Below are 13,915 nucleotides of genomic sequence, written 5' to 3'. Positions count from 1 at the left end.
GTTTTGTGCAAGCGGGGTTTTGCTGATAATGGAACGATCTTTTTGTATATTTGGCGTCAGTCTTGAACGGAATGGTTTGGGGATAAAAATCCCCGCCTGACACAAAGCCGGCGGGACGTTACCAGCAATATTCCCAAACGTAAAGTAGTAAAAAACATGAAAAGAATTGGAATCATACTATTACTTTTTCTAACAATTTCATTGGCCAGAAATGATCAAACAAATTTTATATATACAATAAAAATATTACCTGCTTTTGCTCCAACATCAGAAGTTGAAATACAGAGAATTGGAAATGATGGAAAAATAAAGTTGATAATTTTAAAAGATATAAATTCTTTTGAGAAAATTGAAGACAGCGCAGTTTTGAATCAAGCAGATCTTAAATATTTTGAGGAAGAACTAAAGAATGTTTCATTAAATAACCTATCAGTGCCGGAAATGAAGGATGATGTAATCATCTTGGGGAATGATGGAATAACGTTCGTAAATAAATATATCGAAAATGGAAAATCAGCAGAGTTTGAATTTTGGTCACCAGAAAAAGATTCTGAATATTATAAAATTGCTAATGCTGTAGTTGGTATTTTAAAGAGAAAATTTACCAACGATTTTGAGAAAAAGTATTTTGAGCAATTAGAGTTGCATTACAAGAGAATGTAAAAGTCTAAAATACTGCTGGTAACATCGGTTTTGTGCAAGCGGGGTTTTGGTAATAATGGAATGATCTTTTTGTATATTTGGCATCAGTCTTGAACGGAATGGTTTGGGGATAAAAATCCCCGCCTGACACAAAGCCGGCGGGACGTTAGCAACAATTAGTAAAAAATCGTGCGTAAAAAACTAATTATAAATATTATAGTCTTATTCCTTTTTGGTAATATTTTTGCTCAAAATAGAATTCTAAAAGGTCAAATTGTTGACGAGAATTTCGCACCTCTTGATTTTGCAGAAATCAAAACAAATGAAAATAATTATGTTGCTGATAAACTTGGTTATTTTGAAATTGAAATTCCAGAAAGTGTAAAAGAAATCGAAATTCATTATATCGCACAATTATCGGAAAAATTCAATATTGAGAATAAATGCTATGTTAATATTGTGATGTTACGACACTATATAATTGAATTTGAATCTATACAAGAAGAAGCAAAATTTTACGAAAAACTTAGAAGAAAAACGGAGCGAAAATATAAAAAAGCCGTAAAAAATGGAATACTCAAAAAAGAAGAAAATTGTAACTAAAATAATCTAACTGTTGCTAACAGCGGTTTTATGAAATGGCGGGGCTTGGTGATTTTTTGGAATGGTTTGGTGATTTTATTTCTTCTTTTCATTCCCCTTTTTCTTTCAGACTTTTCGGTATATTTGTAAACATCAGTAATAAAAATTCCGCCACTTCATAAAGCCGGCGGGACGTTAGCGGCTATTTTAAAATCATACTCAAATAAATTATGGCTTTTGTCTGGTCTTTTGGAATAAAATTTAACAGTTTAGAAGATGCCGAAAAGGCTAAATCAATAATCGATAAGGTTATTTTGAGTGACGGAACTGAAATAGGAATGTACAAAAATATTGCCTATGAGAATGGTGATTCATCTTTAAAAGAGTGCACATTAGAATTAATGTTACATAATATGCAAGTTGCTGGAAATCAAAAATTATTATCCTTTCCTTACTATTATGAAATTAGAGACTTTTTTTATCAATTTCTATGTGACTTGGAAATTGATTTCTGTATGGCTCTTTTTGAGTTTGAAGGAGCTGATCGTATAGCACATCAGGAAATTCTCAAATACATAAACGAATATGGTGTAGGCGAAATTATGAACAGCGATAATTTTGTTGACTTAAAAGTAAGTGATACAATTTATCAAAGTAAAAGAATTTTAGACGGTCTCGTTTTATCACACGAAAAATTGGGAGAACTAAAAAAAGAATATTCAGAATTCTTCGAGCCTTTCAAATCTGGATATTACTGGCTACCAACAAAAACAGCCGCTAACAGCGGTTTTAAGAAATTGGGGCTTTAGTGTTTAATGGAACGGTCTTTTTGTATATTTGGCTTCAGTCTTAATGGAATGGTTTGGGAACAAAAATCCCCAACTTCTTAAAGCCGGCGGGACGTTAACTGCCATATTACTTCAAAAACCGCTAAAAAGAAATTGAAAAAGAGAATACTATTAATAATTACTTTTTTTGCCTGTATAAATCTTTATTCACAAAATACTTATGTCTTTTTTGGTTCATTCAATCGTGACAAAACAACCGAAGGAATATATGTTTATCAATTAGACACAATTAGTGGAAAATTATCAAAAATAACAACTGTAAAAGGCTTTCTAAATCCATCATTTCTTACTTTATCGCCAAACGGAAAGCATCTTTTCTCGTGTACAGAAAGTAAAACTCCAAATGCTGGAAGTGTAAGCAGTTTTGAATTTAACCCAGAAAATAAATCGCTGACGTTTATAAATAGTCAGAAAAGTGGCGGAGAAAATCCAGTTTATGTAACTGTTCACAAAAATGGAAAATGGTTAATTAATGGAAATTATACCGAAGGTAGCGTTTCGGTTTATCCAATTTCTGAAAACGGAACTATAAATCAAATTGCTCAAAATTTTCAATTTTCAGAAGGAAGCATAAATCCAGAAAGGCAAAATCGTTCACATATTCACTCAACCGTTTTCTCACCAAACTTTGACTATGTTTTTTTGCCTGATTTAGGAGCAGACAAAATTAGATGCTACAAATTTGAAAACGAAAAAATCGAGCCTTTACAAATTGCAGAAAAACCATTTACGAAAACAACTTTAGGAAGCGGGCCAAGACATTTTACTTTTCATCCAAACGGAAAGTTTGCATATTGTGTTGAAGAATTAACTGGAACTGTAAATGCTTATAAATATGAAAATGGAAAATTAGATAGTATTCAAAGAATAAATACTCATTCCGAAAAATATAAAGAAGGTTTTGAAAGTTCTGACATTCACATTTCGCCCGACGGGCGATATTTGTATGCGTCAAATCGTGGAGAAGAAAATAACATTGCAATATTTGCAATTCAAAATGACGGAAAATTAAAAGTAGTTGGTTATCAATCAACTTTAGGTGAACATCCAAGAGTATTCACAATTGATGAAACAGGAAAATTTCTAATTGCAACAAATTCAGTAAGCGGAAATGTGTTTGTGTTTAAACGAAATGTCGAAACTGGATTATTAAAAAAAATCGGTAAAGAACTTAAAATAAAAAATGTTTCTTGTGTACAAATAAAAAGATATTAAAAAACAAATACGGCAGTTAACAGCGGTTTTGTGAAATGGCGGGGCTTGGTGATTTTTTGGGATGGCTTGGTGTTATTATTTCTTCCTTTTAATCAGCTTTTTTCTTTCTAACTTTTCGGTATATTTGTAAACATCAGTAATAAAAAATCCGCCACTTCATAAAGCCGGCGGGACGTTAGCAGTAATTACTCAGAACTATCAATTTATACTTTCATGATAAATATTCAACCTTTTTTGGACAATTATGAGAACAAAGAATATCTAAGTTCTAACCTAAAAACTTGGGACGTAAATCAAAAAGAAATTGATTATTTATTCTCAAATTTTGGTGGTCTGTCTGTTAACTTAGGAGTCTTCAAAGTTCATACTTATGAATCCGCTAAAAAATGGACTGAAATATTAGAAGAATCATTTCCGGAGTATAAAGGAAGAATTATTTCTTTCAGCTTTGATTGGTTAGGAAGACAATACGCAAAAGATGCCGCGAATGAGAAGATCTATATGTTTGATATTTCTACTGGAGAAGATTTTGAATTAGAACAAACTTTAGAGAGTTTTTTTAATGAAGATCTTGTAGAATATGGGATTGAAACTCTCTCCAGTGATGATTTTGAATCTTGGAATAAAGAAAAACTTGCTTTAAAACACAATGAAATTGTTGCTTTCAAAATACCATTGGTTTTAGGAGGAAAAGATAACTCAACAAATTATCAAATTAGTGACGCAGAAGTTGACTGGGAAATAAATAAACAATTACTTGGAAAATAGCAAACAGTAACTACTGCTAACAGCGGTTTTAAGAAATGGCGGGGCTTGGTATTTTTTGGAATGGTTTGGTGATTTTATTTCTTCCTTTCATTCAGCTTTTTTCTTTCTAACTTTTCGGTATATTTGTAAACGTCAGCAATAAAATTCCGCCACTTCATAAAGCCGGCGGGACGTTATGCGACATTTCAAAAAAACGATATGAAAAAAACAATACTTATATCAATTATACTTTCTTCAATTATTAGTTGTAACGAATCCAAAAAAGTCGAAAGAACTAATGAACCAACTATATATGGCGTCGAAAGTGTTGATGTAGAAATGAATAATGCAATTAAAAAAGCTAAACAAACTCTACCTGAATTCTATAAAGCTTTAGAAACTAAGAATTCTAATTATGAAGGTTTGGGAATAAAAATGATTTTCAAAGCTGAAGATAGAAATGAACATATTTGGATCAATGGTTTATTCAAAAAAGACAATGAATATTTTGGCATAGTTGATAATCAACCGGAGTATTCCTCTGAAATTCATCTAGGTGATACGGTAAAAATTGATAATGATCGTATTAGTGATTGGATGTATTTGGAAAATTCAGAATTAAGAGGTGGATATACCATTAGATTGCTGAGGCAAAGAATGTCTGATATAGAAAGGGAGGATTTTGATAAAACTACTGGTATGATTATTAAATGAGAAACGTCGCATAACAGCGGTTTTAAGAAATTGGGGTTTGGGTGTATAATGGCAAGGTCTTTTTGTATATTTGGCTTCAGTCCTAATGGAATGGTTCGGGAACAAAAATCCCCAACTTCTTAAAGCCGGCGGGACGTTAGCGGTAATACTGGCTCAACGCGACGAAAACCAGGACTTTTTACTAAGCGCTGTGCAAAAACACTTCAGCAGGAATACTAAAATAATCTTTAAGTTTTTGAGCCATTTTCAATGTAATTTCTCTCTTTCCTGAAAGAATAGCGGAAACATGACCTTTACTTCCTATAATGGGTTCTAAATCCTTTGCTTTCATCCCTCTTTCTTTCATTTTATATTTGATAACATCAAGAGCATCAAGCTCAGGTAAATGGTAATGTTTCTCATCATAATCTTTTACCAAAACAATTAACAAATCTAACTCATCGCCTTCTGGTGTGTTAGGCTCTGCGTGAAAAATCTCCATCATACGAATGGAAGCGCTATTATAATCTTCTTCTGTTTTTAATACTTTCCAGTTCATAATTATTAGTTTTTATCAATTAAAATTGTGGTGTCAAATGCTACTGTTTCAACATTAATCTTATCATACTCTTTATGTGTTCCAAACCAAATTACATAGCAAGCAGCTTGTAAAAAATTTATTGAAACAACCAATCGAAAATCATTTCCCTTAATATTAAAAACAACTCTGTTATTATTTACTATACTCGCATTTCCATAAACACTTTTCAGTTCATTGAAATTGTTAAATTCATATTTAGAAAATTCGTTATACCAAATTAACAACTGTGTTTCTGCAATTGGATATTTGTTAATATAAAATAGAATTGTTTTCTTTACTAAGATTTTCATACGGCAAATATAAACAAAAGTTTTCATTTTGCAAACTAATTTTATAAAGTACTACCGCTAACAACGGTTTTATGCAAATGGGGTTTTAGGGCAAAAACTGAAACTCTTTTTTGTATATTTGGCTTGGTGATAAAACAAACTAAAGGAACAAAAATCCCCATCTGCATAAAGCCGGCGGGACGTTACCTGCTATTTTAAAAAAACTGAAAATGAAGAACTTACTTACAATATGCCTTTTTTTAAGTTTAAAATTTATATACGCTCAAAAAATTGAAGTGTCTGGGATTGCTAAAACTTCAAAACCGCGAGGATTTGTTATGATTGTATTAAACGACACTTTAAAAAAATTACCTAAAAATTTCCCTGATTCACTATATCAAGAAATGTGGAAAAATAAAGATATTGTAAGCTTTACTGATGAAAACGGACATTTTTCTTTCAAAGCAAACCTTAAGGATAGCTTAGTCTTTTCCGATTTCGATCATATTTCAAAAACAGCTAAAGTATCCGAAATCCTGGCGAAAAAAGGTGCATTTCAGATAATTCTCGAACCTGTACCTTGTGTCGAATATATACCTTGTGAGGAACCCAATCCGGAATTATATATGTTCATCGGAAGCAAAATAGCGGTTGATTATGCATCACAACCCAACTATTGTGGTATGGTTTCGCTAGATAGCAAACGTCATGCGAAATATAAAATTCTGGAGAAATACACTTCAAATATTACTTTTGACACTATTGAATTTTCATCCTACAGTCATTCGGCAAAAGTCCGTTTTGATGAATATCAGAATGTTTTTTTGTATGTGAGAACGTATTGTGGAGAACAAGTACAGGAAAAATATAAATTTCATGCCGTCTACAGAACGAAAGATGGTAAATGGGCAACGCCCGTTGTAGAAGAATATGACGCAACTAGAAGAAAAAAAATCAATAAGCCACCTCGGAAAGTAAGTATGGCAGAGCCAATTATAGTTCCTAATTATCAATCCTATAAAAAAATTGAAGAGGTTTATACCAAACCTTATTTCAAAATCAAGAAAGGTAAAGTCTATATGGTTTATGGATATTACCCGGAAGATTTAATAAACATGTAAGACCGAAGAAAAACAGCAGGTAACAGCGGTTTTGTGAAATTGGGGTTTTAGGCAAAATTTAATGGTAATTTTATATATTCGACTTCAGTCCTAATGGAATGGTTTGGGAACAAAAATCCCCAACTCCACAAAGCCGGCGGGACGTTAGCGGCAATACGACCAAACCGCACCTAAAACTGACCGAACCGAAAACAATAGAAATGGAAAAACGTCCAAAAATTGAAATAAAACTTACTCAAACTGATAAAATCCTTGAAGCAATTGGCTATTCAATGTTAGTTAGTTATTGGGTTATGACAATTGTTTCATTTTCTACTTTACCAGAAAATATTCCTATTCATTATAATGGATTGGGAGAAGTTGATAATTATGGTGGTAAAGCTTCTATATTTCTATTACCTATTATTGGAACTTTTTTATTCACAATTCTAACTGTTTTAAATAAAAATCCCGAAAATTTCAATTACAATGTAGAAATTAATGAAGAAAACGCTGAAAAGCAATATACAAATTCCACCAAAATGATGAGATTGATGAAACTTATTGTAGTATTCATATTTTTAATGATTGACTATCTAACAATTCAAACATCGAAAGGAAATTCAGAAGGGCTTGGAAAATGGTTTCTACCTTTAACATTTGGATTGATTTTTATTCCAATGGGGTATTTTGCATATAAATCACATAAATTTAAAAAATGAAGTACTGCCGCTAACAGCGGTTTTGTGAAATTGGGGTTTTAGGCAAAATTTAAAGGTAATTTTATATATTTGACTTCAGTCCTAATGGAATGGTTTGGGAGCAAAAATCCCCAACTCCACAAAGCCGGCGGGACGTTATGCGACATATTGACCAAACGAAACTCATAACTTAAATACTTACACATGGGATTATTTCAAAGAATATTTGGAAAAGCAAAACCGAAAAACCCCGAAGATAATTTTACAGTAACTATTACTAAAGAATATATTAGAGTTGAACATCCTGAAAGAAAAACTGAAGAAGTCTTATGGAATGATATTTCAGAAATAAAACTAATAAATACAGATGCCGGACCTTATGCACCTGATGTTTGGTTAGCATTATTAGGAGAAAGCTCTGGATGCTTAATTCCGCAAGGTGCAAATGGATTTGAAACGGTTTATGATATTATCTCCAAATATGAAAATTTCAATTTTGAGAGTTTTATTAAATCAATGTCATGTACAGATAATGAGGAATTTTTATTGTGGACAAAGGAATAAATACGTCGCATAACAGCGGTTTTAAGAAATTGGGGCTTTAGACATAATTTAAAGGTAATTTTATATATTTGACTTCAGTTCTAATGGAATGGTTTGGGAACAAAAATCCCCAACTTCTTAAAGCCGGCGGGACGTTATAAGCCATTTATGACAAACAGAATCTTCATATTAGCGATAATATCACAGTTATTTTTTTCTTGCAAAAATCAAGAAGATAAACTTGAAATTTATTTGACGAAAAATCTAGTCGAAAGCTACGAAGGTGTACCATTACGAAAGGCTTTTAAAGACTCGTCTATAATATCAAATATTGAAAATTTATATGGCGAAAAAATTAGAGTTGATACCGTCACAAAAAAAATGATTTACTCTGGTAGATTTAATGTGTCAAAAAATGATCTTCAACAAAAACCTTTTATTACAAATTCTGAAATCTTAGGTTTAGATTTCAAAAAATCAGAAATAATATTTAGTAGATCTGTATCTGAAAATATATACAAAGTTCTTCCTAATTGGAAAAACTCAACTGTTCGAGGTCGACAGTTTGTTCTTTTGCGTAATGGTCAAATTATTTTGAAAGGTTATTTGTTTGGCTCAATGTCATCTTTTTGGTCAAATACTTATCAAATTCACTTTTATAACAGTGAAAACCTAAATGAAAAAACAGTTCGATTTAGTTTAAATGATAGTATTAATTTTAATGAAAATCACTTAATGAAAAATAAAGAACTTGTTTCAGCTTTTTTAAAGCGCAATAAAAATTTAAACGGCTTATAACAGCGGTTTTGTGCAAGCGGGGTTTTGGGTGTTTATCGGTAATGGTCAGTGTTTGCACTTCCCTCCTATTTTTCAACTTTTTTTTTCAGACTTTTCGGTATATTTGTAAACATCAGTAATAAAAATCCCCGCCTGACACAAAGCCGGCGGGACGTTAGCGGCAATCGCATAAAAAACGAAATACACATGGCTAATTTTAATTCAGTAGAAATAAATAAAATTTTATTCAAAATGTATATTGTGATAACAATATCAATACTAATTTTTATGAAAATTGATTTTGTTACTTATGGTCCAGATGCAATTGATGCGTTTATGTCAATAATATTTTTGTTAATTATGTTAGTAGTTTTCGCTTTGAGAAAATTAACCTTAAAATCTAACGGTGAATTGAAATTAATACTCTTAAACTCGATATCAGCATTTATGATTTTTATGATCATATATTATTTTATTGAAAATGGTTTTAGAATTAAATAAAATATTGAAGAAAAGACTGCCGCTAACAGCGGTTTTATGAAATGGCGGGTTCAGTGTGTAATTGGAGGAGCTAGTGAATGCATTTCTTCTTCAACTAAACGTTTTTCTTTCAGTCTTTTAGGTATATTTGTAATGGTCAGTGACCAAAATCCGCCACTTCACAAAGCCGGCGGGACGTTAGCAGAAATTTTATGGCATACGCGCATTCATACACTATCACGTTAGATAACAATGTTTCAGAAAAAGAAGCCATTAATTATCTGCTCAAAACTGACATGAATTTTATTAATCCAGATAAAGACAGTCGAAAGCGATTATTAGAGCTTATTAATATCGATAAAAAATACTCTAAAGCATTTGATTTGATTCTAATTCCTGGGTACACAAACCTAAATGAAATCATAGAACTTGAAAATTTTGATCAGATAACTTTTGTCGAATTGAAAACAACTAAAAAATATCTGCCCGAATTACCAAAAGGCTTCTTTTTTGGCGCAACACAAAATGAGTTTGACTTTGCCGAATTGTTAGGCGAAAGATTTAGGTTTTGTTTTGTATCAATAAATCCACAAAGTTTATCATACAAACTTTTATCACTACGAGAACTCGAAAATATAATCAGAACGAAGAGAATCCAATATCAGATTAATTTATAAAAAACTTCTGCTAACAGCGGTTTTGTGAAAGTGGGGTTTGGTGTATAATGGGATGATCTTTTTGTATATTTGACTTAGTGATAAAACAAACTAAAGGAACAAAAATCCCCACCTCCAAAAAGCCGGCGGGACGTTGTGCGACATTTTAACGAAAAAAAACGTAAATGACTCCATTTGTCATATTATTCAGGCCATTAAGTACAAAAAATGAACTAAGAATTGATTTCAAATCAGATATTAATGCAACAGATTTTTATGAGTTGTCGAAAATAGATGAATATAAAATGTATCAATACATTCAAAGCGACTATACATATAATATGCCTATTCAAGAATTAGAAGAACAAAATATTAGTTTTTTAAAGATTTGTCGAGAAGAGAAAACTTGGTTTGGACTTTCTAAAAAAAATGTCACAGATTTACTGATTGAGCCAAGAGAAGGGTTTTATTATCCTCATAGCAATGGCAATTACTTATACATATTTACCAAACATAAAATTGATAAAGAGAAATTTGAAAATTGGATGAATAGAGAATATTTAATTTGGTTTGACAATATCGATGAATCTTTTACTGGTTTAAATTCGGAGAAAATTAATTTAATGTATGAAGATGATTATTTATTAGCTACTAATTACGATTTACAGGAACATTTTGGAATATGTGGCAAATCAAATATAATTGAACAAATAGTTTCGAAATTTAATAAACTCAACTTGGACGAATTTAAAATAGAAACGTATGTTACAAAATAAAAAACGTCGCACAACAGCGGTTTTGTGAAATTGGGGTTTTAGGCAAAATTTAAAGGCAATTTTATATATTTGACTTCAGTCCTAATGGAATGGTTTGGGAATAAAAATCCCCAACTCCACAAAGCCGGCGAGACGTTATGCGTCATTTTGGCCGAACGAAACGAAAATCAACGATAATGGAATTTCTCGAAAAATATATACTTAAAATTTATGTGGACGAAACTTATAAAAGCGGTTCTTCAGACAACTTAAATAAATATGATTTTGAATATTTTAGCGAAACAAAATATCAATTAACCACTCAAATTGGAATAAAAGTTCACGAAAATGGAAAAACAATTTATAGTGCAATAATTGGTTCTGAAGGTGGTGCAACAGGTATATTTGATAACTTAATAATAATAGAAGAAACGAAAGTTCTTATCTGCTGTTCAGATTCAATATTTTGTCTTTCACTCCCTGAATTAAAAATATTATGGAAAACAAAAGCAGACGAAATCACTTGCTTTGGAATTTATAAAAAAGATGATTTTTATATTGTTCATGGAGAATTAGTAATCACAAAATTAAACAATGACGGCAAAATTCTTTGGCAAAAAGGTGGTGCCGATATTTTCGTATCGATAAGTGGGGAAAATGATTTTCAAATGACCGAAAAACTTATAATTGCAAAAGATTGGGATAACAAAATCTATAAATTTGATTATGACGGTAATGAATTTACAGATATGCAACAATTTAAATAATAAAAACGAACGCATAACAGCGGTTTTAAGAAATTGGGGTTTGAGTGTTTAATGGAACGATCTTTTTGTACATTTGACTTCAGTCCTAATGGAATGGTTTGGGAACAAAAATCCCCAACTTCTTAAAGCCGGCGGGACGTTATGTGAGATTCCGAAAAAACTTTGCCTTAAAATTGCACTTGTTACCATTTTTTGGTAACTTGCTTAAAATTTCTAAAGTCATGGGAAAAAACACATCAATATCATTAGGAAACCATTTTGAAAGTTTTATTGAAAGTAGCATCAATAATGGTAGATTCAACAATGCGAGTGAAGTCGTTCGCGCAGGTTTGCGTCTTCTTGAAGATGAAGAAAATAAAATCGTTGTTTTAAGAAAAGCTATACAGGATGGAATTGATAGCGGAATTGTAGAAGATTTCGAGCCTAAAAAGTTTTTGGAATCATTAAAGGCAAGGAAAAAATAAATGGGCAAATATCATTTTACAAATAAGGCTCAGGACGATTTAATAGATATTTGGGATTACACTGTTGAAGAATGGTCACAAAATCAGGCTGAAAAATATTATAATCTAATAATCGCTTCGTGTATAGATTTGGCAAATAATCCGCAATTTGGAAAATCTTATGAAATCATTTCATTAAATATTCTAGGTTATAAATGTGGCGAGCATATTATTTTTTATAGAGAGATTTCAAAAAATGAAATTGAGATTATAAGAATTTTGCACGGAATGATGGATTTGAAAAATAAAATATAGGAACCTCACATAACAGCGGTTTTGTGAAAGTGGGGTTTTAAGGCTAAATTTAAAGGTAATTTTATATATTTGACTTCAGTCCTAATGGAAAGGTTTGGAAACAAAAATCCCCACCTCCACAAAGCCGGCGGGACGTTGTGCAACATTCATACAAAACGACCTTATAAAGATGATGAATCGAAAACTATTGTTTCTATTTCTTTTACTGTGTGTATTTACTGTACAAGGACAAAGTCTAAAAGGCTATTCTTATAAAAAATATTACACGAAAGTAACTGCAAGCAGAAAAAAAGCTAAGATTGATTACAATAGTCATAAAATCGCTAAACAATATAAAACCGCAATTACTGATGCATATAAATTGGGTAAAGTAAATTTCGCTGGCCATTACATTGTTTGTACTTGGGGTTGTGGTGTCGGTTGCCTTGATGGCGCTATGGTTGATATAGAAACTGGAAAGGTATATAAACTTCCAATGGGAGAAACTAGAAACTATACAGGATGCATATTTGCTCCAGACGAAGATTGCATAGAATTCTCCGAGAATAGTAGATTATTCATCACACAGATTTGCATCCAGAATAAAAGTACGCCAACAAATGATATACAAGAAAAAGAATACTTTGTGAATGTTTGGGACGAAAAACAAAAGAAGTTCAAGCTTATAGAAAATTTGAAAACTAAAAAAAGTGTTCAGGCGGATTGATTTGAACGTCGCACAACAGCGGTTTTAAGAAATTGGGGTTTGGGTGTTTAATGGAACGGTCTTTTTGTATATTTGGCTTCAATCCTAATGGAATGGTTCGGGAACAAAAATCCCCAACTTCTTAAAGCCGGCGGGACGTTAGCAGCAACTTTTAGAAAACCAGAACGAATGACATTATTTAAAACATTGATAATTAATCCATATACAAAATTTATTTCCGAAAAACTTGAAACATTCACTTCTATAAATGGAAGAATAAATTCCACAATAATTGATGTTTTTTTTACTGGATTTTGGTTTATGCCGCTTGGTATAATTTTTATGATTTGTCGAATAACAACTCTCTCAATATTTTCTTCATCAATAATTAATCCGTGGACTGTAGGTTATGGTATATTTATGTTTTTATTACTTAATAAAGATTATTACAACTCTAGATCTATTGGAAAACGAATTACAGGTTACAAAGTTGTGGACAACATTTCAGGATTATCTGCCAGTAAGATACAATGTTTAATTAGAAATATTACAACTCTTCTTTGGCCTATTGAAATCGCATTATTGTTAACAAATTCAAGTCGAAGGTTAGGTGATTTTATTGCGGGGACAAAAGTTATTGAATCAGATAAAATTAGCCATTCATCAACTTTTGAAGAAATAAATAAAAGCAATCATAATATATCAATTTTATGGCTATTCCTTTCAATCATCTTTTCCTCAATTTTGGTTCTAATTCCAGAATTACTGAGCCAAAGTATGAAATAAAGCTGCTGCTAACAGCGGTTTTGTGCAAGCGGGGTTTTGGGGATCTATCGGTAAAGGCTTGGTGTTTGCATTTTCTTCTTTCTTTTTGGGCTTTTTCCTTTATAACTTTTCGGTATATTTGTGATCGTCAGTAATAAAAATCCCCGCCTGACACAAAGCCGGCGGGACGTTAGCAGTAATTACTCAGAATGCGTCGTCCTAAAATAGGTTGACTAAAAATTAAACACTTTTAGTATCCTATGGAAACAACAAAAAAACATCCCTGTCGAAAAAATGAGTATCAGAAAATCAGTTTTGATCTCAAACTTTC

At 31.6% G+C, this 13,915-nt stretch carries 19 protein-coding genes; 17 read left to right on the top strand and 2 right to left on the bottom strand.

All coding sequences use genetic code 11. The features are described 5' to 3' along the window. Window positions 1-156: 156 nt before the first annotated feature. The 6 genes from AC3E9U_RS15980 to AC3E9U_RS15955 all read left to right on the top strand — a co-directional run bounded on the left by AC3E9U_RS15980 (window position 157) and on the right by AC3E9U_RS15955 (window position 4,748). The gene (locus AC3E9U_RS15980) at window positions 157-663 is read left to right on the top strand and encodes a hypothetical protein (RefSeq protein ID WP_488747934.1); all 507 of its coding nucleotides are present in this window, start codon (window positions 157-159) and stop codon (window positions 661-663) included. A 168-nt stretch (window positions 664-831) separates the two neighbouring features. Then, entirely contained in the window at window positions 832-1,245 is a 414-nt protein-coding gene (locus AC3E9U_RS15975; RefSeq protein WP_488747933.1) for a hypothetical protein, read from the top strand. 209 nt (window positions 1,246-1,454) lie between these two features. Further along, window positions 1,455-2,033, top strand: a complete 579-nt coding sequence (locus tag AC3E9U_RS15970) for a hypothetical protein (protein WP_488747932.1) — start codon at window positions 1,455-1,457, stop codon at window positions 2,031-2,033. Between the two features lie 132 nt (window positions 2,034-2,165). Then, window positions 2,166-3,287, top strand: coding sequence for a lactonase family protein (locus AC3E9U_RS15965; protein ID WP_488747931.1), 1,122 nt, complete (start codon window positions 2,166-2,168; stop codon window positions 3,285-3,287). Window positions 3,288-3,500: 213 nt separating this feature from the next. After that, window positions 3,501-4,055: a T6SS immunity protein Tdi1 domain-containing protein gene (locus AC3E9U_RS15960; RefSeq protein WP_488747930.1), complete on the top strand. Its 555-nt coding sequence runs from the start codon at window positions 3,501-3,503 to the stop codon at window positions 4,053-4,055. A 198-nt stretch (window positions 4,056-4,253) separates the two neighbouring features. Further along, window positions 4,254-4,748: a DUF2314 domain-containing protein gene (locus tag AC3E9U_RS15955; RefSeq protein ID WP_488747929.1), complete on the top strand. Its 495-nt coding sequence runs from the start codon at window positions 4,254-4,256 to the stop codon at window positions 4,746-4,748. A 181-nt stretch (window positions 4,749-4,929) separates the two neighbouring features. Here AC3E9U_RS15955 and AC3E9U_RS15950 read toward each other — a convergent pair whose 3' ends face one another. Together AC3E9U_RS15950 and AC3E9U_RS15945 are read right to left on the bottom strand one after the other, a co-directional pair. Further along, window positions 4,930-5,286: a helix-turn-helix domain-containing protein gene (locus tag AC3E9U_RS15950; RefSeq protein ID WP_023577699.1), complete on the bottom strand. Its 357-nt coding sequence runs from the start codon at window positions 5,284-5,286 to the stop codon at window positions 4,930-4,932. A gap of 5 nt (window positions 5,287-5,291) precedes the next feature. After that, window positions 5,292-5,645 (bottom strand): type II toxin-antitoxin system HigB family toxin, encoded by a 354-nt coding sequence (locus AC3E9U_RS15945; RefSeq protein WP_488747928.1) that lies wholly within the window; start codon window positions 5,643-5,645, stop codon window positions 5,292-5,294. 290 nt (window positions 5,646-5,935) lie between these two features. On the opposite strand from AC3E9U_RS15945, the gene AC3E9U_RS15940 reads away from it, so the two are divergent. From AC3E9U_RS15940 to AC3E9U_RS15890, 11 genes are all read left to right on the top strand, one after another. Next, a complete protein-coding gene (locus AC3E9U_RS15940) occupies window positions 5,936-6,718 on the top strand; it encodes a hypothetical protein (RefSeq protein ID WP_488747927.1) in 783 nt (260 codons plus the stop codon). Window positions 6,719-6,816: 98 nt separating this feature from the next. After that, window positions 6,817-7,419 carry a DUF1648 domain-containing protein gene (locus AC3E9U_RS15935; protein WP_488747926.1) on the top strand — a complete coding sequence of 201 codons (603 nt, stop codon included), beginning with the start codon at window positions 6,817-6,819 and terminating at the stop codon, window positions 7,417-7,419. 183 nt (window positions 7,420-7,602) lie between these two features. Continuing rightward, window positions 7,603-7,962, top strand: coding sequence for a hypothetical protein (locus AC3E9U_RS15930; RefSeq protein WP_488747925.1), 360 nt, complete (start codon window positions 7,603-7,605; stop codon window positions 7,960-7,962). Window positions 7,963-8,055: 93 nt separating this feature from the next. Next, window positions 8,056-8,739: a hypothetical protein gene (locus AC3E9U_RS15925; protein WP_488747924.1), complete on the top strand. Its 684-nt coding sequence runs from the start codon at window positions 8,056-8,058 to the stop codon at window positions 8,737-8,739. A 671-nt stretch (window positions 8,740-9,410) separates the two neighbouring features. Continuing rightward, a complete protein-coding gene (locus AC3E9U_RS15920) occupies window positions 9,411-9,875 on the top strand; it encodes a hypothetical protein (protein ID WP_488747923.1) in 465 nt (154 codons plus the stop codon). Window positions 9,876-10,039: 164 nt separating this feature from the next. Beyond that, window positions 10,040-10,630, top strand: coding sequence for a hypothetical protein (locus tag AC3E9U_RS15915; RefSeq protein WP_488747922.1), 591 nt, complete (start codon window positions 10,040-10,042; stop codon window positions 10,628-10,630). A 176-nt stretch (window positions 10,631-10,806) separates the two neighbouring features. Beyond that, complete coding sequence (locus AC3E9U_RS15910; RefSeq protein ID WP_488747921.1) at window positions 10,807-11,376, top strand: hypothetical protein; 570 nt, start codon at window positions 10,807-10,809, stop codon at window positions 11,374-11,376. A 221-nt stretch (window positions 11,377-11,597) separates the two neighbouring features. Further along, a complete protein-coding gene (locus AC3E9U_RS15905) occupies window positions 11,598-11,840 on the top strand; it encodes a type II toxin-antitoxin system ParD family antitoxin (RefSeq protein ID WP_488747920.1) in 243 nt (80 codons plus the stop codon). After that, a complete protein-coding gene (locus AC3E9U_RS15900) occupies window positions 11,841-12,134 on the top strand; it encodes a type II toxin-antitoxin system RelE/ParE family toxin (RefSeq protein WP_488747919.1) in 294 nt (97 codons plus the stop codon). It begins immediately after the preceding gene. A gap of 169 nt (window positions 12,135-12,303) precedes the next feature. Next, the gene (locus tag AC3E9U_RS15895) at window positions 12,304-12,840 is read left to right on the top strand and encodes a hypothetical protein (protein WP_488747918.1); all 537 of its coding nucleotides are present in this window, start codon (window positions 12,304-12,306) and stop codon (window positions 12,838-12,840) included. An 87-nt stretch (window positions 12,841-12,927) separates the two neighbouring features. After that, window positions 12,928-13,605, top strand: coding sequence for an RDD family protein (locus tag AC3E9U_RS15890; protein WP_488747917.1), 678 nt, complete (start codon window positions 12,928-12,930; stop codon window positions 13,603-13,605). Window positions 13,606-13,915 lie beyond the last annotated feature (310 nt).

The organism is Flavobacterium sp. 21.1, assembly GCF_057801535.1.
This window is presented reverse-complemented; position numbering and strand designations above follow the sequence as displayed.

Coding starts and splice junctions, on each gene's coding strand:
- AC3E9U_RS15980 (WP_488747934.1), top strand. CDS start 157: ATGAAAAGAATTGGAATCATACTATTACTTTTTCTAACAATTTCATTG.
- AC3E9U_RS15970 (WP_488747932.1), top strand. CDS start 1,455: ATGGCTTTTGTCTGGTCTTTTGGAATAAAATTTAACAGTTTAGAAGAT.
- AC3E9U_RS15960 (WP_488747930.1), top strand. CDS start 3,501: ATGATAAATATTCAACCTTTTTTGGACAATTATGAGAACAAAGAATAT.
- AC3E9U_RS15955 (WP_488747929.1), top strand. CDS start 4,254: ATGAAAAAAACAATACTTATATCAATTATACTTTCTTCAATTATTAGT.
- AC3E9U_RS15950 (WP_023577699.1), bottom strand. CDS start 5,286: ATGAACTGGAAAGTATTAAAAACAGAAGAAGATTATAATAGCGCTTCC.
- AC3E9U_RS15945 (WP_488747928.1), bottom strand. CDS start 5,645: ATGAAAACTTTTGTTTATATTTGCCGTATGAAAATCTTAGTAAAGAAA.
- AC3E9U_RS15940 (WP_488747927.1), top strand. CDS start 5,936: ATGATTGTATTAAACGACACTTTAAAAAAATTACCTAAAAATTTCCCT.
- AC3E9U_RS15935 (WP_488747926.1), top strand. CDS start 6,817: ATGGTTTGGGAACAAAAATCCCCAACTCCACAAAGCCGGCGGGACGTT.
- AC3E9U_RS15930 (WP_488747925.1), top strand. CDS start 7,603: ATGGGATTATTTCAAAGAATATTTGGAAAAGCAAAACCGAAAAACCCC.
- AC3E9U_RS15920 (WP_488747923.1), top strand. CDS start 9,411: ATGGCATACGCGCATTCATACACTATCACGTTAGATAACAATGTTTCA.
- AC3E9U_RS15915 (WP_488747922.1), top strand. CDS start 10,040: ATGACTCCATTTGTCATATTATTCAGGCCATTAAGTACAAAAAATGAA.
- AC3E9U_RS15910 (WP_488747921.1), top strand. CDS start 10,807: ATGGAATTTCTCGAAAAATATATACTTAAAATTTATGTGGACGAAACT.
- AC3E9U_RS15905 (WP_488747920.1), top strand. CDS start 11,598: ATGGGAAAAAACACATCAATATCATTAGGAAACCATTTTGAAAGTTTT.
- AC3E9U_RS15900 (WP_488747919.1), top strand. CDS start 11,841: ATGGGCAAATATCATTTTACAAATAAGGCTCAGGACGATTTAATAGAT.
- AC3E9U_RS15895 (WP_488747918.1), top strand. CDS start 12,304: ATGATGAATCGAAAACTATTGTTTCTATTTCTTTTACTGTGTGTATTT.
- AC3E9U_RS15890 (WP_488747917.1), top strand. CDS start 12,928: ATGGAATGGTTCGGGAACAAAAATCCCCAACTTCTTAAAGCCGGCGGG.